We start from the raw sequence: 21,948 nt of genomic DNA, 5'->3' as shown, positions 1-21,948 counted from the left end.
GCAGGCTAGCGCCAGAAGGACGTCACCGCGTAGCCCAGTTCTGCGAGGAGTTCGCGGACCAGGGGCAGGGAAATGCCTAGAACGTTCCCGTGGTCGCCTTCGATGCCCTCCACGAACCAGCCGCCGTGGCCGTCCAGGGTGAACGCGCCCGCCACGTGGAGGGGCTCGCCTGTGGCTGCGTAGGCTTCGATCTCTTCCATCGACGGAGTGCCGAAGCGGACGACCGTCTTGCCTGTTTCGCTGGCTTCCCTGCCGGTGGTCGCGTCGATCAGGCAGTGGCCGGTGAGGAGGCGGCCGGTGCGGCCGCGCATCAGGCGCCAGCGGTCTATGGCGTCCTCCTTGGAGGAGGGCTTGCCGTAGGGGCGGCCGTCGAGTTCGAGGACGGAGTCGCAGCCGATCACCACGCCCTCCGAGAGGGTGGCGGCCACGGATCTTGCTTTTGCCTGGGCGAGGGTCAGCGCCAGTTGGGCGGGGTTGGGGGCGGTGACGGCTTCTTCGTCGACGCCGCTGACGATCACCTTGGGATCGAACCCGGCGCTGCGCAGCAGGGCGAGCCGGGCGGTGGAGGCAGAGGCGAGGACGATCATCCGACCAGCTTATCGCGCCCGGAACTGGGGGTTCGGTGTATCGGGTCCCATTCGGCGGGGGGCGTGGTGTCGGGGAGTTCGTCCTCCAGGTGGTGGAGTCGCCGGTAGCGGAGACCGGCTATCCCCCAGATCACCAGGAACACGCCCGAGGCGGCCAGCAGCGGGCCTACGCCGAAGGCGTTGGCCAATCCGGGGGTGGTCAGGAAACCCAGGGGTTGCATGATGGCGGCGCACATCATGTTGATGGCCAGCACCCTGCCCTGCAGCTCGTGGCCCACTTTGGTTTGGATGATCGAAAGCCAGTGGGCATTTCCCAGGGACATGAAAGCTAGACGGGTGAACAGTCCTGCCGCTATCAGCCAGATCGTCGGCTGCGCGCCCATGAGGATCACGCCTATTCCTGAGCCGATGACGCAGGCCAGCATGCCCGTGGCCCGGCGTTCGCTGCCGCCCCAGACTATTGCCACAACGGCGCCCGCTATCGCGCCGCAGCCGCCTACTGCCTCCACCACGCCCAGGGCGGTGGGGGTGCTCTGGGTGAGAACCAATGGGGGCAGGGCTATCCACATCATGGCGGTGAAGTAGTTGACCACCGCGAAGTAGGCGATCATCACCATCAGGGGTGGGCGTTGGGAGAGGAAGCGCCAACCCCCGGACAGCGCCTTGCGGAAGGGTTCCTCGCGGCGGAGGAAAAGGCGGTCGGGGAAGCGTACGGCCAGCAGCGTCAGTACGCCTGCCGCGAAGGACAGCACGTCTATGGTGACCACGCCCGGCAGGCCGACGGCCACGATCAACGCGCCGCCCGCCAGAGGGCCGAAGACGGTGCCCGCGCCCACTCCTATCTGGGCCAGCGCGTTCGCCTGGGGTAGATAGGGCTTCGGGACCAGTTGGGCGATGGCTGCCAGATAGGCGGGGGCGTGGAAGGCCGTCGCCATCGAGGTCAGGCCCACGATCGCGCAGATCGCTGGAATGCTGAGGCTGTCGGTGAGCATCAGGACCGGCAGCGCCGCCATCGCCACCCCCGCCACCGCGTCCGCCGCCAGCATGACGCGCCGCCGGTCGAAGCGGTCCGCCACCGCGCCGCCGAGCGGGGTCAGCAGGATCGCGGGGAGCTGCGCGAGCATCACGACGAGGGCGAGGTCCATGATGCGCCCGCTGCGCTGGTACGCCCATACGCCGAGGGCGAAGGAGCTGAGCGCGCTGCCCATCATGGACACGAACTGGCCCGCCGCCACGGTGTAGAAGGGCCGCAGGGACTGCCGGGCGGGCGGAGGCACGGGTTCAGTCGAAGGGGGGAACGCGGTGATGGCTGCCGCGATATCCAAAGGCTGGTGGCGGATGAAGTAGTGACCGGCTCTGGGGATGGTGGCCAGGGAGACGTTCTCCGCGAAGGCCGCCCACTCCTGGTAACGCTCCTCGTACATGCGGGTCTGCAGGTCGGACTCGCCCACGAGGCACAGCACCGGGGCGCGCAGCCGTTCCCCGGGCGCGGAGAGCCAGGCGCCGAACCAGGCCTGGGCCTCCTCGGAGTCGTGGCGCAGCGCGCGGAGGACGGTGTCCGTGGTGGCCTCGTCCATGTCGTCGAGCAGCCCGCCGGTCGCGCGGAGGGTGTCGCGGAACAGCCGGTCGGAGACCCAGCGGCTGCGCGGGAACGCCTGCCGTACCCAGGAGGAGATCCGGCCCGGCAGCGGCGCGGTCGGGAAGCTGCCCGCGACGATCACGCCGCTCAGCGGCACGCCCGCCGCCTCCAGCCGCTGTCCCAGCGCGGTGGCGAGGGCCGAGCCGACGCAGTGGCCGTACAGCAGGACCGGAGCGCCCGGCCCGATCTCGGCCGCCAGGCGGTCGGCGAGGGCGTCGATCGGGACGAGCTCCTCGCCCGCCCTGGCCGGGTCGTGTCCCGGCAGCTCGACGGCCAGGACCTCGACGGACTGACCGGAGAGGGCGTCGGCGAGGGGGCGGAACACCGCTGCGGAGCCTCCCCCGTACGGCACGCAGACCAGCCTGGTCGCGGCCTGACGCGGCCCGCCGAGGCGATGGAGCAACCCCCCGGCCGAAGAAGGTCCGTCGATGAAATGGGCCAGCTCGCGCAGCGTGGGGTGCATGAAGAGGTCGATGACCCGCAGATCCCCGCCAATCGCGCGTACGGCACGCACGGCGGCGAAGGAGTGTCCGCCGAGGGCGAAGAAGTCGTCGTCGAGCGCGGGGACGGGGATCCGCAGGACGTCCGCCCAGACGTCCGCGATCCGCCGCTGCGTGGGGGTGCTCGGCGCCACGGGTTCCACGGGCACCACAGCGACAGCCTGAGCAGCGAGAGGGGGCTGCAGGACACCAATCGGCCGCGAAGGGTCGCCCGACAAATCAGCCAATATCGCGGTATAGGAGTCGAGCATCTGCGCGATCGTCGATGCGTCGAAAAGGTCGGCGCGGTACAGCAGCGCCCCCTCGTAGGAGTCTCCGGCCGCCACCAACCCCAGGTTCAGGTCGAACTTGACGGACGAGACCGGTGGTTCCAGCAGCTCCACCTCCACCCCGGCCAGCGCGGGCGAGGCGGCGGGCTCCTCCAGGACGTTGAGCATGACCTGGAAGATCGGCGTCGAGGAAAGCCCCCGCTCGGGCTGCACCGCCTCCACGATCCGCTCGAAAGGCGTGCGGGCGTGCCCGAAGGCCCCCAGAACCGTCTCACGCACCCGACCGACCACCTCGGCCCCGGTCGGGTTCCCCGTGAGGTCCGTCCGCATCACGAGCGTGTTGATGAAGCACCCGACCACGTCGTTCATGTCCGGGTGGTGACGGCCGGACTCGGGCACGCCGACCGCGACGTCCCCCACCTCGGCCAGCCGTCCGAGCAGGATCTGCCACCCGGCCAGCAGCACCATGAACGGCGTGCAGCCCAGCCGCCTCGCCAGGTCCCGCACCCCGGCGGCCGGCACGGAGACGGCTGCCTCCCCCGCGGTCCAGTCGGCCACCACCGGCCTGGGCCGGTCGGTGGGCAGCTCCAGCAGCGGCGGCAACCCGGCGAGCCGCTCACACCACCACTCGACGTCCTCACCGGAGGAGGAGGCCTCCCAATGAGCCACGTCCGCGTACTGCAGGGGCGGCGGTGAAGGCTCGGCACCGCCGTAGAAGGCGGCGAGGTCGTCGCCGATCAGGCCCCTGGACCAGTTGTCGATGGCGATGTGGTGGAAGGTGAGCGCCAGCACGTGCTCCTCGGGACCCACGTGGAAGAGGACCGCCCGCATCGGCGGCTCGGTCTCCAGCGCGAACGGCCGCGCGGTCTCGGCGGCGACCTCAGCAGCCAGATCCACCGGGCAGACCAAGGCAACCGGAGCGGGATCGACCAGCCGGACCCCGTCCTCCAGGAACACGCTGCGCAACACGTCGTGCCGCAAGGCCACGTCCCTGACAGCGCCTGCCAGAGCCGCCACGTCCAGCGGCCCGGTCAGCCGCAACGTCATGCCCACGTTGTAGGCCGACCCGGAAGGGTCGAGTTGCGACAGGAACCACAGCCGAGCCTGCGCGGGCGACAGCTCCACCGGCCCGTCCGGCCGCCGCGGGATCGGCTCGGAACCACTCCCGCCCGCCCTCCCCAGAGCCGCGGCGAGATCGGCGAGCACCGGGTGCTCGAAGATCAACCGCACCGGCGCCCCCAGCCGGCCCATCACCCGGACCGCGGCGAACGAGTGCCCGCCCAGCGCGAAGAAGTCGTCCCCCGGCCCGGGAAGCGCCACCCCCAGCACCTCCGCCCAGGCGGACGCGACCAGGTACTCGGTGACCGTGCCCAGCGGGCCAGGCGGAGCCGCGGCAGCGGCGGCGGGCCGGGGCAGCGCCGCCCGGTCGATCTTGCCGTTCGGGTTGAGCGGCAGCCGTTCCAGCACGACGATCCCCGCGGGAACCATGTGGTCGGGCAGCCCCTTGCGCAGGTGCCGCCGGATCTCCGCGACGTCCGCGCCGGGCGAGGTGACCAGCCACGCGGTCAGCACCCGCTCGTGACCCTCCCCGGTCGGCAGCACGACCGCCTCCCTGACCAGCGGATGCGCCAGCAGCGCCACGGTGACCTCGCCGAGCTCGACCCGGTGCCCGCGGATCTTGACCTGGTCGTCGGTCCTGCCGCGGAACTCGACCGTGCCGTCGGGCCGTACCCTCAGCACGTCGCCGCTGCGGTAACAGCGGGGCTCGCCGGTGAACCGCTCAGCCGTGCGCACGGGGTCGTTGAGGTAGCCGCGGGTGATGCCTGGACCGCCGATGACGAGCTCTCCAGGCAGACCGGGCGGCACGGGACGGCCCGCCCTGTCGACCAGGTACCCGACCACACCGGGCAGCGGCTCGCCGAGCGGCACCAGGGCGGAGGGCGTCACCTCGTCCACGTCGCAGGTCATCGCGATCATGGTGCTTTCCGTGTGCCCGTAGTGGCTCTGCATGCGCAGGCCCGGTCTGGCCGTACGGACGCGGTCGACCAGGCTCCAGGGGCAGGCCTCTCCGGCGACGATGAGGAGCTCGCGCGGCAGCACGGCGGCGAGGTCGCCGTGCGCGGCGAGCAGTTCCAGGTGGCTGGGCACGCACTTGAGCACGTCGATGCCGTGCTCGGCGTTGTAGGCGGCGAACGCCTCCGGGTCCATGGCGACCTCGCGGGACACCAGGTGCACCGTGCCGCCGGTGGTGAGCGCGCCGAACACGCAGGTCAGGCCGAAGTCGGCGGCCGGGGTCGAGACGACGGCGAACGTCCGTCCGTCGACCGGGCCGAGGCGCCGCATCATCCCGTCGAGGTAGCGGGAGATGTTGCGGTGCTCCCCCGCGACGGCCTTGGGCACGCCGGTCGAGCCGGAGGTGAAGATCACGTGCGAGAGGTGCTCGGGCCGGACGTCCACGTCCGGCCTGGTGTCCCGGACGTCGTCCAGAGCGTCCAGGACCACGATGGAGTGGGCGGATCTGTCGAGCCGGTCGGCGAGGGAGCGTTCCGTCAGTACGGCACGCACCCCCGCTGCCGCGAGCATGGCGGCGATGCGCTCCGTCGGGTACACGCTGTCGAGCGGCAGGTAGCCGCCGCCTGACTTGAAGATGCCGAGCAACGCGCAGACCAGGTCGGTGCCCGACTCGAGCAGCACGCCGACCGGCTCGTCCGCGGTCACGCCCAGGCCGATGAGGCGGTGCGCGATGCGGTTGGCTCGCCGTTCCAGCTGGTTGTAGGTGAGCGAGCCGGCCGGGCCGACGACGGCCGTGGCGTTGGAGGAGGCCCAGCGTTCGATCAGCCGGTGCACGGGCGGCAGGGGCTCGTCGTCGATCGGCGGTCCGGCGAGGGCCGGGCCGGTGACGGGTTCCAGGGTGTCGAGCGGCTCGTCCCGGACGAGGTGGTCCATGACGGTCAGGTACCAACCGACGACGCGTTCCGCCGTGGCGTGGTCGAACAGGTCGGCGCGGTAGGTGAGCGCGCCCGCGTACACCTCTCCCGTGCGGGCGAGGCCGAGGTTGAGGTCGTACTTGGTGCGGGTGCCCGGCAGCGGGATCTCCTCGACGTCCAGCCCGGGGATGGCGGCGGAGGCGAGGTCGTCGACGACGTTGAGCATGACCTGGAAGATCGGCGTCGTGGACAGGCCGCGCTCGGGCTGCAGCGCCTCGACGATCCGCTCGAAGGGGGTGTTCCCGTGGCCGAAGGCGTCCAGGACGGTGTCGCGGACCCCCTCGACCCCGTCACGGACATCCGTGCGCATCACGAGGGTGTTGATGAAACACCCCACGACGTCGGCCATGTCCGGGTGGTAGCGCCCGGACGTGGGGACGCCGACCGCCACGTCGTCGACGTCGGCCAGCCGTCCGAGCAGGATCTGCCACCCGGCCAGCAACACCATGAACGGCGTGCAGCCGAGGCGTTCGGCCGCGGAGAGGACCCCGGGTACGGTGACCGGCACCTCGCCCGCCGCCCAGTCCGCCACGACGGGACGCGGCCGGTCGGTGGGCAGGTCGAGCACCGGCGCGAGCCCGGCCAGCCGCTCCCGCCACCACTCCAGCCCGCCGTCGTCCCCGCGCCGGGCTTCCCACGCGGCCACGTCGGCGTACTGCAGGGGCGGCGGCAGGACGGCTCCGCCGTACAGGGCGGCGAGCTCGTTCAGCACCACGGTCAGGGAGCGGGCGTCCATGGCGATGTGGTGGAAGGTGAGCGCGAGCACGTGCTCCTCGGGCCCGACCTGGTGGAGTACGGCCCGCATCGGCGGCTCGCGGTCCAGCGCGAAGGGCCGTTCCGTCGCCGTGTCGGAGGAGAACGAGACCACGCAGGGAGGGACCAGCCGGGTCAGGAGCCGCCCGTTCTCCTCGACGAAGACGCTGCGCAGCACCCGGTGCCGACGCGCCACCTCCTCCACCGCGCCGACCAGCGCGCCGACGTCCAGCTCGCCTCTCAGGCGCAGCGCGATCGGCAGGTTGTAGGCGGGGCTGTCCGGTTCGAGCCGCCAGACGAACCACAACCTGGCCTGGGCGGGAGACATGGGCACGTCCCCGTCGCCGCTGGTGGTCGCGGGGATCCCGGTGGCGGCGACCGTACGGCGGGCGGCGGCCAGTCGCGTCTGGAGGGTCACGCGGTCTCCCCTTCGAGGAGCTCTTCGAGCGCGCGGGCGAAGTCGGCCAGCACCGGCAGGTCGAACACCATCCGGATCGGCACCCGGCACCCCAGCGCCTCCCTCAGCAGCGCGGCCACCTGGGTGGCGCTGTAGGAGTGCCCGCCCAGGGCGAAGAAGTCGTCGGTGGCCGAGATCTCCTGGACGTCCAGAACCGCCCGCCAGACGTCGGCGACGAGGTGCTCCGCCTCGGTCGACAGCGCGGTCGACGTGTCGTGCAGGAGAAGGGTCCGCGGCAGCGCCGAACGGTCGACCTTGCCGCTGGCGAGCAGCGGGAGCGCGTCCAGGCTGGCCCAGCGGCGCGGGATCATGGCGTCGGGCAGCCACCGGCTCAGGTGGGCGCGCGCCTCCTCGCCGGAGACGGTCGCCGGGGTCAGGTAGGCGGCGAGCGTGTCGCCCTGGACGATCACGGCCGCGTCGGCGATGTCCTGATGCTCCCTGAGCACGGCTTCGATCTCGCCGAGTTCGATCCGGTGACCGCGGATCTTGACCTGGTGGTCGCGGCGGCCCACGTAGTCGAGCAGCCCGTCGGGCCGCCATCGCACCAGGTCGCCCGTGCGGTAGCACCCGTCGAAGGCGCGGTTCCTGTAGCCCCGCGCGACCCCGCCGCCGCCGATCCAGAGCTCGCCGACGACGCCGGGCAGGGCGAGCCTGCCGTCCGCCGTCATGACGCGGACGTGCTCGCCGTCCATGGGGCGGCCGATCGGCGCGCTGCCCTCCTCCAGCCGGTGCACGACCGAGATGGAGGTGGTCTCCGTGGGCCCGTAGGCGTTCCACATCTCGGCCACCAGCGGCCGTACGTCGCGCACCAGCCCTGGGTCGACGGCCTCGCCGCCCGCCCACACGCGCAGTCGCGGGTCGCCCTTCCAGCCCGCTGCCAGGAGCAGGCGGAGGCTGGTCGGGGTGAGGAACACCGCGGTGCCGCCCACGGCGGTCATCCGCTCGCCGAGGGCGCGCCCGTCGACGGCGACCTCGCGTTCGATCACGGCGCAGCGGCCGCCGAGCGCGAGCGGCGCCCAGATCTCCATGGTGGAGGCGTCGAACCCGAGCGGCGCGACGGCGGGCATGACGTCGTCGGGCCCGAAGCCGGGCCTGGTGGCGATGGCCGCGACGAGGGTGGCGATGTTGGCGTGGGTGATCTCGACGCCCTTCGGGCGTCCGGTGGATCCCGAGGTGTAGAGGATGTAAGCGAGGTCGTCCACGTCCGGTGCTTCAACCGCCCGTACGGCACGCGGCTCGTCCGCGTCGATCACCAGCACCCCGGGCATCGTGGCGACGCCCTTCCTGGTCACCACCACCTTCACCCCCGCGTCGGCGGCCACCCAGGCGAGCCGCTCCTGCGGGTGTTCCGGGTCCAGCGGCACGTAGGCGGCCCCGGCCAGCCACACGCCCAGCAGCACGGCGGGCACGTACTCGTCGCGCGGCAGGCACACGCCGACCGCGTCCCCGCGCGCGACGCCCGCGTCCGCCAGTCCACCGGCGAGGCGGGTGGCGTGCTCGACCAGCTCGCCGTAGGTCAGTTCCGCGCCGGACGGGCCGACGACGGCCACCCGGTCGCGCGGGTGCGCCAGGATCCTCGCGACGACGGACTCGGTGACCTCCAGCGCCGCGCCCCTCCCCCAGTCCAGCAGCTCTTCCCGGTCCAGCGCGGTCAGCGGGTCGAGGTCGGCGATCGGCCGGTCCAGGTCGGCGGTCAGCTCGTCCAGGACGCGGACGAACCACGCGCCCCAGCGCGCCACCACGGGCTCGTCGAACAGGTCGCGGCGGAAGACCAGCTCGCCCGCGTAGCCGCCGTCGGCGGTGGAGACGAGGTCGAGGCTGAGGTCGAACTGCGCCATGGCGGTCGGCACGTGGACCAGCTCCGCGTCCTGCCGGTCCAGCTTGGGCCGGTCGAGCACGCTCAGGCTGACCTGGAAGAGCGGCGTCGCGCCGAGCCCGCGTTCTGGGTGCAGCGCCTCGACGACCTGCTCGAAGGGCACCTCGGCGTGGGCGAACGCCTCCAGCGCGCCCTCCTTGACCCGCTCCAGCAGCTCGCGCCCGGTCGGCGCGCCGGACAGGTCGCCCCTGAGCACGAGCATGTTGACGAAGAAGCCGACGAGCTCTTCGAGGTCCGGGTGGTGGCGACCGGCCTCAGGCACCCCGACCGGGACGTCGTCGGTCCCGGCCAGGCGGCCGAGCAGCACCTGCCAGGCGGCGAGCACGACCATGAACGGCGTGCAGCCCGCCCGCGCGGCTGCACGCCGTACCTGCTCGGCGACCCGCGCCGGGATCGCCACCGGCACCTCGCCCGCGGTCCAGTCCGCCACGGCCGGGCGCGGGCCCCTGGTGGGGAGTTCCAGGACGGGTGGCAGTCCTTGGAGCCGCTCCACCCACCAGGCGGGATCGGCGTCCGCCGTCTCCCAGGCCGCGAAGTCCGCGTACTGCAGGCGGGGCGGCGCGGAAGGTTCGAAGAGCTCCCGCAGCACCACCTCCTCCGACCAGCCGTCCATCGCGATGTGGTGGAAGGTGAGCGCGAGCACGTGCTCGCCTGGAGCCACCCGGAACACCGTGGCGCGCAGGGGCGGCTCGCTCTCCAGGGCGAACGGCCGACCGGTTTCCGCCGCCAGTTCCGCTTCGAGGTCCTCGCAGTCCACGACCCTGACGGGCACCGAGTCACGCACCACCGCGACCGGGCCCTCGGCGAACACGCTGCGCAGCACCTGGTGCCGCGCGGCCAGCCTGCGGACCGCCTCCACCAGGAACTCCTCCTGCGCGCCGCGCAGCCGGATCACCAGGGGCAGGTTGTACGCGGCGGCCTGCGGGACGAGCCGGATCATGAACCACAGCCGCGCCTGCCGCGTCGACAGCGGCGCGGGCGCGTCCTGGTCGGGACGGAGCGGGATGCCGGCACGGCCGGGCTGCCGGAGCGCGGCCCGCATCCGCTCCTCCAGTAACGCGCGTAGGCGGTCGTCTGTCATGTCTCACACCTCTGATTCGGCGGCGAGCTGCGCCAGGGCGACGGTCTCCAGCTCGGTGGCGAGCTCGGCGAGCACGGGTCGTTCGAAGATCAGGCGGACGGGGATCCGGCAGCCGATCGCCTCGCGCAGGCGGGCCACCATGCGGGTGGCGGCCAGCGAGTGCCCGCCGAGGGCGAAGAAGTCGTCCGTCGCGCCGATCCGCGCGGCCGGCAGGATCTCGCCCCAGATCATCGCCACGAGCTGCTCCATCGTGGAGCGGGGCGGGACGTGCTCCGGCTCCACGAGGGAGGGCGCGGGCAGCGCGGCGCGGTCGATCTTGCCGGAGCCGGTGCGCGGCAGCGCGGGCAGCTCCATCCAGCGGCGCGGGACCATGTAGTCGGGCAGCCAGCCGCGGGCGAACGCGCGCAGTCCGTCCAGGTCGGGCGCGTGCTTCCAGACGACGTAGCCGACGAGGTGCTCGTGGTGCACGAGCACGGCGATCGCCGCCACCGCCGGGTGGCCGCGCAGCGCCGTCTCGACCTCGCCGAGCTCGATGCGCTGGCCGCGGATCTTCACCTGGTGGTCGCGCCGCCCGACGAACTCCAGCCTGCGCCGGTTCCAGCGCACCAGGTCGCCCGTGCGGTAACACCGGCCGCCCGCGACGAACGGGTCGGGGACGAACGCCTCGCCCGGCCGGTTGCGGTAGCCCCGCGCGACCCCGGCGCCGCCGATCCACAGCTCACCCACCACGCCTGGCGGGGCCAGCCTGCCGTCCTCCTGCAGCACGTAGACCCATTCGCCCGCCGTGGGCCGCCCGATCGGCACCGTGTCCACGTCCTCGGCGGTCACCCGGTGCACGGCCGAGGTGACCGTGGTCTCCGTGGGCCCGTAGGCGTTCCACAACTCGGCCACCCTGGGCAGGATCTCGCGCACCAGCGCCGGGTCGAGCACCTCGCTGCCGGTCCACACCTTCATCGCCGGATCCCCCTGCCACCCGGCGGCCAGCAACATCCGCAGGCTGGTCGGCGGGGTGTCGAGGATGGTGACGCCGGTCGCGGTGATGCGTTCGGCGAGCGCGTGCCCGTCGATGGCGCAGTCGCGCTCGACGACGACGCAGCGTCCGCCGAGCGCCAGCGGCGTCCAGACCTCGGAGCCGAGGTTGTCGAACGCCAGCGGCGCGACCACGGGCATGACGTCGCCCGCCCCGAACCCCGGCTCCCGCTCCATGGCCGCGACCAGCGCTGCGACGCTCCCCTGGGTGATCTCGACGCCCTTCGGGCGTCCGGTGGAGCCGGAGGTGTAGAGGACGTACGCCAGGGCGTCCGGCTCGGTGCTCCTGATGGCCGGTACGGCGAGCAGCCCGTCGGCGTCGACCACCCGCGCGCCGGGAATCCTCGCGACGCCCAGCCGGGTGACGACGACCTTGACGCCCGCGTCGGCGGCCACCCAGCCGAGCCGTTCCTGCGGGTGTTCCGGGTCGAGCGTGAGATACGCCGCCCCGGCCAGCCACACGGCCAGCAGTACGGCGGGCAGGTACTCGTCGCGCGGCAGGCACACGCCCACCACGTCCCCGGGCTCCACCCCCTCGCGCGCCAGTCCGCCGGCCAGCCGCGACGCCCAGTCGACCAGCTCGCCGTAGGTCAGCCCGGCCCCGCTCGGCCCGGTCACCGCCACCCGGTCCTGGGGTTGCGCCAGGATCCTGGTGACGACCGGCTCTGCCGTGCCCAGCGGCACGCCGCGCCCCCACTCCAGCAGCTCCTCGCGTTCTGCCGCGGTCAGCGGATCCAGGTCGGCGATGGGGCGTTCGAGGTCGGCGGTCAGCCGGTCCAGCAGGCGGACGAACCACTCGCCCCAGCGCGCCACCGTCGCCCCGTCGAACAGGTCGCGCCGGTACATCAGCTCGCCCGCGTACCCGCCCTGGCCGTCGGCCGTCAGGTCGAGGCTCAGGTCGAACTGCGCCATCCCGATCGGGACGTGGAGCAGCTCGGCTCCCGGCCAGTCCAGCCTGGGCCGGTCGAGCAGGTTCAGGCTCACCTGGACGATGGGCGTGGTGGCCAGGTTGCGTTCCGGCCGCACGGCTTCCACGACGCGCTCGAAGGGGACGTCGGCGTGGGCGAACGCCTCCAGGGCCGCTTCCCTGACGCGCTCCAGCAGCTCGGTTCCCGTCAGCGGACCGGACACGTCAGTGCGCAGCACGAGGAGGTTGACGAAGAAGCCGACGAGCGCCTCGACGTCCGGGTGGTGGCGGCCCGCCTCGGGGACGCCCACCGCGACGTCGGTCACGCCCGCCAGCCGGGCGAGCAGCAGCTGCCAGGCGGCGAGGACGACCATGAACGGCGTGCCGCCCGTGCGCGCGGCTGCCTGCCGTACCTGCTCGGCGACCCGCGCCGGGATCGTCACCTGCACCTCGGCCGCCGCCCAGTCGGCGACCGCGGGGCGGGCGGCGCTCGTGGGGAGGTCGAGCACCGGGGGCAGGCCCTTGAGGTGCTCCGCCCACCAGGCGGGGTCGGCGTCCGCCCGCTCCCAGGCGGCGAAGTCGGCGTACTGCAGGCGCGGCGGGGGGAGTTCCGCGCCGCCGTACAAGGCCTTGAGCTCTTCCAGGAGGACCTGCTGGGAGCGGGCGTCGGTGGCGATGTGGTGGAAGGTGAGGGCGAGCACGTGTTCCTCCGGGCTCACCCGGAAGAGAACCGCGCGCAGGGGCGGCTCGCTCTCCAGCGCGAAGGGCCTGGTGGTTTCCTCGTCGAGTGCTGCGGTGAGGTCGTCGCAGTCGACGATCGAGATGGGCACCGCGTCCCGCACCACCGCCACCGGGCCCTCCGCGAAGACGGTGCGTAGGACCTGGTGCCGCTCGGCCAGCTCGCGGACCGCGCCCAAGAGCACGTTCACATCCAGCGGGCCGGTCAGGCGCAGGACCGTGGGGGCGTGGTCGGCGACGCCGTCCGGGTCGATCTGGGCGGCGAACCACAACCGCCGCTGCGCCGCCGACAGCGGCGACGGCCCCTGCTCCTGCCTCGGGTGGATCCGCTCCAGCGGGCTGCCGGCGGTCTCCAGCTCGGCGGCCAGGTCGGCGAGCACCGGGTGGTCGAAGATCAGCCGGACCGGCACCGTGCAGCCGAGCTCGCCGCGCAGCCTGACCGACACCATCGTCGCGGCGAGCGACTGACCGCCCAGCGCGAAGAAGTCGTCGTCGGCCGAGACCTTCTCCACCCCCAGCGCCGCCTCCCACGCGCGGGCCACCAGGCGCTCCGCGCCGGTGCGCGGCTCCACCCGGTCACGTTCCGCCGGGCCGTCCAGCAGGGCGGCGAGCGCGTTGCGGTCGGTCTTTCCGCTGGTGAGCGTGGGCATCGCGGCCACGGTCGTCCAGCGCCTGGGCACCATGTGGCCGGGTAATCGGTCGCGCAGCCACGCCTCGACCTCCGCGGGGGAGCGCAGCACGAGGAACCCGGCGAGGCTCTCCCTGCGCACCACGACGGCGGCGTCCGCGACGGCCGGGTGCTCCCTGAGGACGGCTTCGACCTCGCCCAGCTCGATGCGGTGGCCGCGGATCTTCACCTGGTGGTCGCGGCGGCCGACGAACTCCAGGCTTCCGCCGTTCCAGCGGACCAGGTCGCCCGTGCGGTAACACCTCTCGCCCTCGACGAGGGCGAAGGCGTCGCTGGGCCGGTTCCTGTAGCCCTTCGCGACCCCGGCGCCGCCGATCCACAACTCCCCCACCGCGCCCGGCGGCACCGGCTCGCGGTCCTCGCCCAGCACGTGCACCCACTCGCCGGGCAAGGGGCGGCCGATCGGCACCACGTCGCCGTCTGCGGACGTCACCCGGTGCACCACCGACGTCACCGTCGCCTCGGTCGGGCCGTACAGGTTCCACAGCTCGCCCACCCGGGGCAGGACCTCGCGCGCCAGCCCGGGATCGAGCACCTCGGCGCCGGTCCACAGCGTCAACGCCGGATCGCCGCGCCACCCGGCGGCCAGGACCATGCGCAGGCTCGTCGGCGTCAGGAACACCGTGGCGCGGCCCACCCCGTCCAGGAGTACGGCGAGCGCCTGGCCGTCCAGCACCACCTCGCGCTCGACCACCACGCATCGGCCGCCCAGCGCCAGCGGCGTCCACAGCTCCATCACCGAGACGTCGAAGCCCAGGGACCCCATGGCCAGCATCACGCCGCGCGCCGCGAACCCGGGCGCCACGGCCATCGCGGCGGTCAGCGCGGCGACGTTGCCGTGCGTGACCTCCACACCCTTGGGACGGCCGGTCGAACCGGAGGTGTAGAGCACGTAGGCCAGATCACCCGCTTCAGGTACGGACCACCCACGCTCACCACCGACCTCCAACGACCCCACTCGGGAAATCCGCGCCGTGGCGTCGACGTCCAGGGAGCGCACGCCTGGGACGGGGGTCGTGCCGCCTCTCGTGAGGACCACCTTGACCCCGGCGTCCGCCGCCATCCAGGCCAGGCGGTCGCGGGGGTGCTCCGCCTCCAGCGGCACGTACGCGGCCCCGGCCAGCCACACGCCCAGCAACACCGCGGGCAGGTACTCGTCGCGCGGCAGGCACACCCCGACCGCGTCACCCCGCGCCACACCCTCGCCCGCCAGACCTGCGGCGAGGTGGGACGCCCATCCGATCAGCTCGCCGTACGTCAGCTCGGCGCCGGACGGGCCGGTCACCGCCACCTGGTCGCGCGGCTGCGCGAGCACCCTGACCACCACAGACGCGCCTACGTCCGACATTGGACCTCCACGATCCGGCCGCCCGCGGTTGAAGGATGTTGTCTGATCGAGTCAAACGCCTGAAAGATAACCACTCATTGGCGTGAAGCGCCATATTCGAATTAGTCACGGAAATCGTGATAAATCATGATCTGCGAAGTCCTCGCCACGGCAACGATCTTCGGCCTACGATGTCGCCGTTTGCCCTTCTGCACACCCGCAGACCACGTCGGGAACCGCCATGATCCACGACCTGACCGGGTCGCCAGCTGCCCGATTACTGGCCCAAACGGCCCACGACCAGGCACGCTCCGACCTCACCTCCGCGACATCACGCCCCACCCCCCACCTCCCCGCCAACACCCCCTCCCCTCACGCCCCGCGTTTGGACGACACTCCCGCCCGCCGTGCCCAGCGCCCTGACAACGCCCCGTCGCCTCAGGTCACGCACCATGACGGCCCTCCGCGCCACCGCGAGGGCCCCTCGCCCTCAGGCGCTCGCCCACCCCATGCCTCACCCCTCGACGGAGCCCTTGGCGGCGCGTTCCTGTCCGGGCTCCCGCTGCCTGACCGCATGGATGGGTTCTGCGTGATCCGCGGGCTGCTGGACGGCTTCGACGACCCGGGCCCCACGCCCGGCCACTGGAGCGAGGCGGACCGCGACACCCCCCTCGACATCGCCCTCATGCTCGTAGCCGCCAGCCTCGGCCGCGTGTTCGGCTGGACGGGCCAGCAGGACGGCCGCATCGTGCACAACATCCTGCCCGCCAAGGGCTACGAGCACCTCCAGGTCGGCGCCAGCAGCACCACACCGCTGTACTGGCACACCGAGGACGCCTTCCACCCCCACCGCGCCGACCTGCTCCTGCTGGCCTGCGTACGCAACCACGAGAACCTCGGCAGCCGCGTCTCCAGCATCCGCCGCGCCACGCTGACGGACGCGCAGATCGCGACGCTGTCCCAACCTGGGCTGACGATCCTGCCCGACGACTCCTACCCGTCCCGCCCGCGCGGCGAGGTGCACCCGATGGCCACCCTGTGGCCGGCGTCGGACGGGTTGTGCGTGCGGTACGACCCGTCGTACACGCGGATGCTGACCGACGACCCGGACTTCGAGGCCGCCTACGCCGCGCTGGATCCGGCGCTCGAGAAGTGCGCCGTGACCGTCCCGATGCGGGCGGGCGACATCGCGTTGATCGACAACGACGTGGCGGTGCACGGCCGGGCGGCCTTCGAGCCGCGCTTCGACGGGACCGACCGGTGGCTCAAACGCATCCTGATCCACCTCGACCGCCCCCGCCCACCGGCAGAACTCACGGAGGACGGGTACGGCGAAGCGCTCATCGAGACCGAGGCAGGGCGTACGGCGTAACGGCGGGAAGGCGCGCGGCCGATGGCCGTCACCCTGGAGGACCCCCAGCGCGCGACGGCGACTGGGTGTCCCCCGGCCCCGCCGTACCCCCGAAGAAAGGCGAGCGGGCGCACCCACAGAAGCCGGGCGGGCGCCCGTGCCCAGAAAGGGCGATCGCGCAAAGGAGAGCTGGCCCGCGCCCGGCGCGGGGGCGCGGGACAGCGGCTGTGGTTACCAGTCCGGGTTGGACGTCCCCTGCGCCGCCTGCGGCTGGCGCTGCGGCTCCGGCTGGGCCTGCTGCTGCGGCGCCTGCTGCCCACCGCCCAACAGCCCGCCGAGCAGGCCGCCGAGGCCCCCTGCACCCCCACCGCCCAGCACCGCGCCGAGCAGGTCGCCCAGCCCGCCGGACATCGCCGACGACTTTTCCTGGTCGAGGTCCTGCGCCACGGCGCCCGCGTCCATGTTCTGCTTGGACGCGCGGTTGGCCAGCAGCGACATCACCATCGGAGCCAGCAGCGGCAGCAGCTTCATGATGGTGTTCGAGTTGATCCCGGCGAACTGCGAGATGCCGGCCGCCGCCTGCTCGGTGCCCTGGTCGCCCAGGACGTGACCGAGGATGCCCTGGCCGTCCTTGGCCAGGTTGGCCACGTCGCCGTTGAACGGGTCGGCGTCCACGTGCTGGTCGAGGGCGGAACGCAGGGCCTGCGCGCCGTCCGCGTCCTCGGCGTTGGTCGCCATACCGCCCACGATGGTGCCGGCCGACGCCTCGACGACCTGGCGCGCGGTCGCCGTGTCGGTGCCCAGCAGGCCCGCGATCTGTTGCAGGCCGCTGTCACCCAGCTGCGCGAAGAGTTCGTCATTCAGTGTCACGACAGTTCCCCCGATCGTTCGTCTGGGGAGACCCTGCCCCGGCCCAGATAGAGCTATATCCACGTTTGCCCCAAGAAACTTGGGCAATCCACCCGGGGCTCGGTGCCGAATACCGGATACGCGCCGGTTGGAGGACCCCATGCGAACCGTTGAACCCCTGCGCCCTGGCGACCCCCGCCAGCTCGGCGCCTACGTCGTCGCCGGCCGGATCGGCAAGGGCGGCCAGGGCGAGGTCTACCTCGTGCTGGGCGAGGGCGGCGAACGGCTGGCCGCCAAGGTGCTGAACACCGAGTCCTGGAGCGACGCGCGTGCGCAGCGGTCGTTCATGCGGGAGGTCGCGCTGGCCAAGCAGGTCGCCAGGTTCTGCACGGCCCAGGTCGTCGACGCGGGCATGGTGGACGGCCAGCCGTACCTGATCAGCGAGTTCATCGACGGGCCCTCGCTCGCCGAGAAGGTCTACACCGGCGGCCCGCTGAGCGGCGGAGCCCTGGAACGGCTGGCGATCGGCACGGCCACCGCGCTGACCGCGATCCACCAGGCGGGGATCGTGCACCGCGACTTCAAGCCGGGCAACGTGCTCATCGGCCCGGACGGGCCGCGGGTGATCGACTTCGGCATCGCCCGCGAGGCGGCCGCGACCGCCACGTCGACGAGCCAGATCATGGGCACGCCCGCGTTCATCGCGCCCGAGCAGCTGACGGGGCAGGCGGCGAGCGCCGCGTCCGACGTGTTCGCCTGGGGGGTGACGATCGCCTACGCCGCCACGGGCACGGCGCCGTTCGGGCAGGACTCGATCCCCGCGGTGATCAACCGGGTGCTCAACGAGACGCCCGACCTGTCGGACCTGCCGTTCCCGCTGCGCGACCTGGTGGGGAGGTGTCTGGATAAATCACCGGAAAAGCGGCCCAGCGCTCAGGAGTTGCTGCTGACGCTGCTGGGCGGGAAGACGCAGGACATGCCCGCCTACACGCCCTTCGCCCCGAGCGGGGGCAGGTTGCTGCGCCGCTCGCTGGCCATAGCCGCCGTGGCGCTCGTGGTGGGGGCGGGCGGCGGTGCCGCCGCGGCCGTCAACCCATGGGACGGCGGGCAACGCCTGACCGCCGCGACCACAACCCCCTCGCCGTCAGCCAGCCGCCCGGCCACCGCCACCACGTCCCCGACCCCCACGGCCCCATCTGTGACGGGTCTGACGCGGCAGGACGCCCTCGCCAAGCTCCGGACGGCCGGGATGGCGCCCGGGAAGGTCACCCTCGACTGCGCCAAGGGCGCCGTCCCCGACCAGGTGATCCGCGCAGAACCCCGCGGCCAGGCCATGGACCTCGTGATCGGCGCAGCCCGCGCCCGCGTCCCCGACGCCCGCGGCTGGCCGCTCAAGGCAGGCAAAGCGGCGCTGGAAAAGGCGGGCTTCACCGTGACGGTCGGCTACCGCCAGGGCCGCGACTGGATCGGCAAGGTCGCCGCCCTCCGCCCGGCCGCCGGGACGATGGCATGCAAGGGCTCACAGGCCCAGATCTGGATCGGCGTCAAATAGCCGGTTGACACTAAAATTCTTTAGTGTGATTCTGTAGTCTCATGTCACTGAGTATGGCCCTGCTGTCGATGATCGCCGGCGCGCCGCGGAGCGGTTACGACATCGGGCAGGAGTTCGACGGGGTCCTGAAGTTCGTCTGGCACGCGAAACCCACCCAGGTCTACCCGGAGCTGAAGCGCCTGGCGGCCGAGGGGCTCATCAGGGAGCAGGGCGAGGGCGCCAGGGGACGCCGGCCGTACGAGATCACCGAGGAGGGGGTGCGGCGGCTGCGGGAGTGGCTGACGACCACGTCCACCGACCACAGCCAGCGGAACGAGACCGTCCTGCGGTCCTTCGCGCTGTGGGTGGTCGAACCCGCCGAGGCGCAGGCTTATCTCCGCGAGGAGATGGAGTACCACCGGGCGCGGCTGCGGGGGATGCGGGTGCTGATGAAGGGGCTCGACCTCACGCGTCCCGCCGACCGGGCGGCGCAACTCGGCCTGGAGGCAGGGGTGCGACGGCTGGAGGCGATGGTCTCGTGGGCCGAGTGGGCGATCGACACCGTGGGCACCTGGCCGTCGGCCGAGGAGGGGTCATGAACGTCACGCTGGCGGACGGCAGGCGGATGGGATATGCCGTGTTCGGCGATCCAGAGGGACGGCCGTGCCTGGTCGTCCACGGCTACTCCTCGTCGAGGTGGGTCGCCGGGTGGGCGCTGTCCGACGCGGCGCTGAGGCGGCACGGGGTGCGGGCGATCTCGGTGGACCGGCCGGGGTACGGCGCGTCGGCGGCGCATCCGAGGGCCGGGTTCGCGGCGTGGGCGGAGGACGCCGCCGAGCTCCTCGGTCACCTGGGGCTCGACCGGGTCGCCACGATCGGCGTGTCCATGGGCGCGGGTCCCGCACTGGCGCTGGCGGCCACGAGGCCAGGACTCGTCACGAGCACGACGCTCCTGAGCGGCATGGCGCCCGTCGAGGGGGTGGGCCGCTGGGCTCCGGCCAACCGCCAGGACGCCTTCTACTGGCGGCTGGCGCGGCGGGCTCCGTGGTTGTTGCGCGGGCTGTGCTCGATCTCATCCAAAGCGATCGCGGCGGGCGCCCGCGGCGACGCCGCCCAGCTCATCGCCCGGGTCGAGAAGTCCCTCCCACCCGCGGACCTGGAGGTCTTCCGCGACCTCCTGGACGACACCACGAGGGCCGCTTTCGTGGAGGACGTGCGGGAGAGCTCACGCCAGGGCGGCGCCGCCCTGGCCGACGACCTGCTGGACTACCTCCGCCCGTGGGGCTTCCCGCTGGCGGACGTACGGTCCCCCGTCCGTCTGTGGCACGGTACGGAGGACCCGAAGGTGCCGGTGAGCCTCGCCCGCCGCCTGGCCGACCAGCTACCCGACGTGACCGCCCATTTCATCCCCGGCGCCCACTTCGCCCCCTTCGCCTACAGGGACGAGATCCTCGAAGCGATCTAGGAGCGGGTGAGGTTCGCGGCGGCGTAGGCCTCGGACTCGTCCAGCGTTTCCTTCTCCAGCAGCGCGGCCACGATGGCCTCCAGCTTGTCGCGGTTGTCGCTGAGCAGGCGCACCGCAGCCTCGTAGCACTCGTCGACGATGCGGCGGACCTCCTCGTCCACGGCCGCGAGCGTCGCAGGAGCCGCCTGGGGCGGGCTGCCGTCGTTGGACAGGATGGTCAGCGGGCCGATCTTCTCCGACATGCCCCACCGGCCCACCATCCCGCGGGCGATCATGGTGACCTGCTCCAGGTCGTTCTCCGCCCCGGTGGTGATCACGTCGTAGATCACCTGCTCGGCCGCCATGCCGCCCAGCGCGCCGATGATGCGCCCGCGCAGGTAGTTGTAGTCGTAGGCGTAGCGGTCGGTGTCGGGGGTCGACAGGGTGACGCCCAAGGCCCGGCCGCGCGGGATGATCGAGATCTTGCGCACCGGGTCGGCGCCGGGCTGGAGCATGCCGAGCAGCGCGTGGCCCGCCTCGTGGTAGGCGGTCCTGGTGCGCTCCTCCTCCGGCATGATGATGCTGCGTGCCGTACCCAGCTGCAGCTTCTCCAGGGCGTCGGCGAAGTCGGCCATCGAGACCTTCTCCTTGCCCCGCTTGGCCGCCAGCAGCGCCGCCTCGTTCACGAGGTTGGCCAGGTCGGCGCCGGTCATCCCCGGCGAGGTCTTGGCGAGCTGGTCCAGCGACACGTCCCCGTCGAGCGGCACGCTGCGCGTGTGCACCTCGAGGATGGCCACGCGGCCCTTGGCGTCCGGCGGGGCGACCATGACCGTGCGGTCGAACCGCCCGGGACGCAGCAGCGCCGGGTCGAGCACCTCGGGCCGGTTGGTGGCGCCGATGACGATGGTGCCCTCAGCGCCGGAGAAGCCGTCCATCTCGGTGAGGATCTGGTTGAGCGTCTGCTCGCGCTCGTCGTGCCCGCCGATGCCGCCGGCGCCGCCGCGCGCCCGGCCGATGGCGTCGATCTCGTCGATGAACACGATCGAGGGGGCCACCTTGCGCGCCTCCTCGAAGAGGTCACGCACGCGGGACGCGCCGACGCCGACGATCATCTCGATGAACTCGGAGGCGCTGGCGGAGAAGAACGGCACGTTGGCCTCGCCGGCGACGGCGCGGGCGAGCAGCGTCTTGCCGGTTCCCGGCGGGCCGGCGAGGAGCACGCCCTTGGGCAGCTTCGCGCCGAGCCTGCGGTACTTGCCCGGCTCCTTGAGGTAGTCGACGATCTCGACCAGCTCGTTCTCGACCTCGTCGATGCCCGCGACGTCCTCGAAGTTGACGCGCACCTTGGCCTGCTCGACCGGCTTGGCCGCCTTCGACTTGCCGAGGCCGCCGAGCCCGCCGCCGCCCATCATGCTGGCGCCGCGCCGCATGATCCAGATCCAGAGACCGGCCAGGATGGCGATGGGCAGCAGGGACAGCAGCAGGTTGACGAGGATGCCGCGGCTGCCGGTGTTGATCTCCTCGGCGGTGAGGTCCACGCCTGAGGCCGACAGCTGCTGCATGAGCTGGACGTTGTCCACGAAGACCGGGATCTCGGTGGAGAAGGTCGTGTAGGACTTGTTGTTGCTGTCGGGGTCCTGGGCCGCGGCCTTGAGCTCGCCGGTGATCGAGTAGCCCTGGGCGTTGACGTCCTTGACGTTCTTGGCCGTGACCTGCGCGACGAACTGGGTGTAGGAGATCTTCTCCACCTTGCCGTCGTCGAAGAACGACGAGATGAAGAAGAAGGCCGCGTAGACCACGAGCAGCGTCAGGACGAAACGCCACCAGTTGATCTTCGGCTTGCCGCCGGGCGTGCCAGGCAGGCCTTCCGCCCGCCAGGGCTTCGGCTTGTCTTCCTTGCCGGGCTCCTGCGGCGGCCCAGAGCGTTCAACCACG

At 72.3% G+C, this 21,948-nt stretch carries 10 protein-coding genes; 4 read left to right on the top strand and 6 right to left on the bottom strand.

The window, feature by feature from the left end; genetic code table 11:
- Positions 1-5: 5 nt before the first annotated feature.
- The 4 genes from ACIBG8_RS29840 to ACIBG8_RS29825 are packed head-to-tail and all read right to left on the bottom strand — an operon-like array spanning position 6 to position 14,859.
- The gene (locus ACIBG8_RS29840; protein ID WP_397346330.1) at positions 6-587 is read right to left on the bottom strand and encodes a Maf family protein; all 582 of its coding nucleotides are present in this window, start codon (positions 585-587) and stop codon (positions 6-8) included.
- Positions 584-7,153 (bottom strand): amino acid adenylation domain-containing protein, encoded by a 6,570-nt coding sequence (locus ACIBG8_RS29835; RefSeq protein ID WP_397346329.1) that lies wholly within the window; start codon positions 7,151-7,153, stop codon positions 584-586. The genes ACIBG8_RS29840 and ACIBG8_RS29835 overlap by 4 nt, the downstream gene beginning before the upstream one ends.
- On the bottom strand, positions 7,150-10,149 hold the full coding sequence (locus tag ACIBG8_RS29830) for an amino acid adenylation domain-containing protein (RefSeq protein WP_397346328.1): 3,000 nt from the start codon (positions 10,147-10,149) through the stop codon (positions 7,150-7,152). The genes ACIBG8_RS29835 and ACIBG8_RS29830 overlap by 4 nt, the downstream gene beginning before the upstream one ends.
- A gap of 3 nt (positions 10,150-10,152) precedes the next feature.
- Complete coding sequence (locus ACIBG8_RS29825; protein WP_397346327.1) at positions 10,153-14,859, bottom strand: amino acid adenylation domain-containing protein; 4,707 nt, start codon at positions 14,857-14,859, stop codon at positions 10,153-10,155.
- 553 nt (positions 14,860-15,412) lie between these two features.
- Between ACIBG8_RS29825 and ACIBG8_RS29820 the strand changes: the two genes are divergently transcribed.
- Positions 15,413-16,210, top strand: a complete 798-nt coding sequence (locus tag ACIBG8_RS29820) for a TauD/TfdA family dioxygenase (protein WP_397346326.1) — start codon at positions 15,413-15,415, stop codon at positions 16,208-16,210.
- A gap of 210 nt (positions 16,211-16,420) precedes the next feature.
- Here ACIBG8_RS29820 and ACIBG8_RS29815 read toward each other — a convergent pair whose 3' ends face one another.
- The gene (locus ACIBG8_RS29815; RefSeq protein WP_397346325.1) at positions 16,421-17,059 is read right to left on the bottom strand and encodes a DUF937 domain-containing protein; all 639 of its coding nucleotides are present in this window, start codon (positions 17,057-17,059) and stop codon (positions 16,421-16,423) included.
- 139 nt (positions 17,060-17,198) lie between these two features.
- On the opposite strand from ACIBG8_RS29815, the gene ACIBG8_RS29810 reads away from it, so the two are divergent.
- From ACIBG8_RS29810 to ACIBG8_RS29800, 3 genes are read left to right on the top strand one after another with little or no spacing between them, the layout of a single operon-like run.
- Entirely contained in the window at positions 17,199-18,590 is a 1,392-nt protein-coding gene (locus ACIBG8_RS29810) for a serine/threonine protein kinase (protein ID WP_397346324.1), read from the top strand.
- Positions 18,591-18,631: 41 nt separating this feature from the next.
- On the top strand, positions 18,632-19,168 hold the full coding sequence (locus tag ACIBG8_RS29805; protein WP_397346323.1) for a PadR family transcriptional regulator: 537 nt from the start codon (positions 18,632-18,634) through the stop codon (positions 19,166-19,168).
- Complete coding sequence (locus tag ACIBG8_RS29800) at positions 19,165-20,034, top strand: alpha/beta fold hydrolase (protein WP_397346322.1); 870 nt, start codon at positions 19,165-19,167, stop codon at positions 20,032-20,034. The genes ACIBG8_RS29805 and ACIBG8_RS29800 overlap by 4 nt, the downstream gene beginning before the upstream one ends.
- Here the strand turns inward: ACIBG8_RS29800 and ftsH are convergent.
- The gene (gene ftsH, locus ACIBG8_RS29795; protein ID WP_397346321.1) at positions 20,031-21,947 is read right to left on the bottom strand and encodes an ATP-dependent zinc metalloprotease FtsH; all 1,917 of its coding nucleotides are present in this window, start codon (positions 21,945-21,947) and stop codon (positions 20,031-20,033) included. The genes ACIBG8_RS29800 and ftsH overlap by 4 nt on opposite strands.
- Position 21,948: the final 1 nt, after the last annotated feature.

It is taken from the genome of Nonomuraea sp. NPDC050556, from assembly GCF_044457355.1.
GTDB lineage: Bacteria > Actinomycetota > Actinomycetes > Streptosporangiales > Streptosporangiaceae > Nonomuraea.
The sequence above is the reverse complement of the archived record's forward strand: the minus strand, read 5'-3'. Positions and strand labels throughout refer to the sequence as shown.

Bases quoted from the DNA above. Each gene is read 5' to 3' on its own strand.
- ACIBG8_RS29840 (WP_397346330.1), bottom strand. From the start codon at position 587: ATGATCGTCCTCGCCTCTGCCTCCACCGCCCGGCTCGCCCTGCTGCGC.
- ACIBG8_RS29830 (WP_397346328.1), bottom strand. From the start codon at position 10,149: ATGACAGACGACCGCCTACGCGCGTTACTGGAGGAGCGGATGCGGGCC.
- ACIBG8_RS29825 (WP_397346327.1), bottom strand. From the start codon at position 14,859: ATGTCGGACGTAGGCGCGTCTGTGGTGGTCAGGGTGCTCGCGCAGCCG.
- ACIBG8_RS29820 (WP_397346326.1), top strand. From the start codon at position 15,413: ATGGATGGGTTCTGCGTGATCCGCGGGCTGCTGGACGGCTTCGACGAC.
- ACIBG8_RS29810 (WP_397346324.1), top strand. From the start codon at position 17,199: ATGCGAACCGTTGAACCCCTGCGCCCTGGCGACCCCCGCCAGCTCGGC.
- ACIBG8_RS29805 (WP_397346323.1), top strand. From the start codon at position 18,632: ATGTCACTGAGTATGGCCCTGCTGTCGATGATCGCCGGCGCGCCGCGG.
- ACIBG8_RS29800 (WP_397346322.1), top strand. From the start codon at position 19,165: ATGAACGTCACGCTGGCGGACGGCAGGCGGATGGGATATGCCGTGTTC.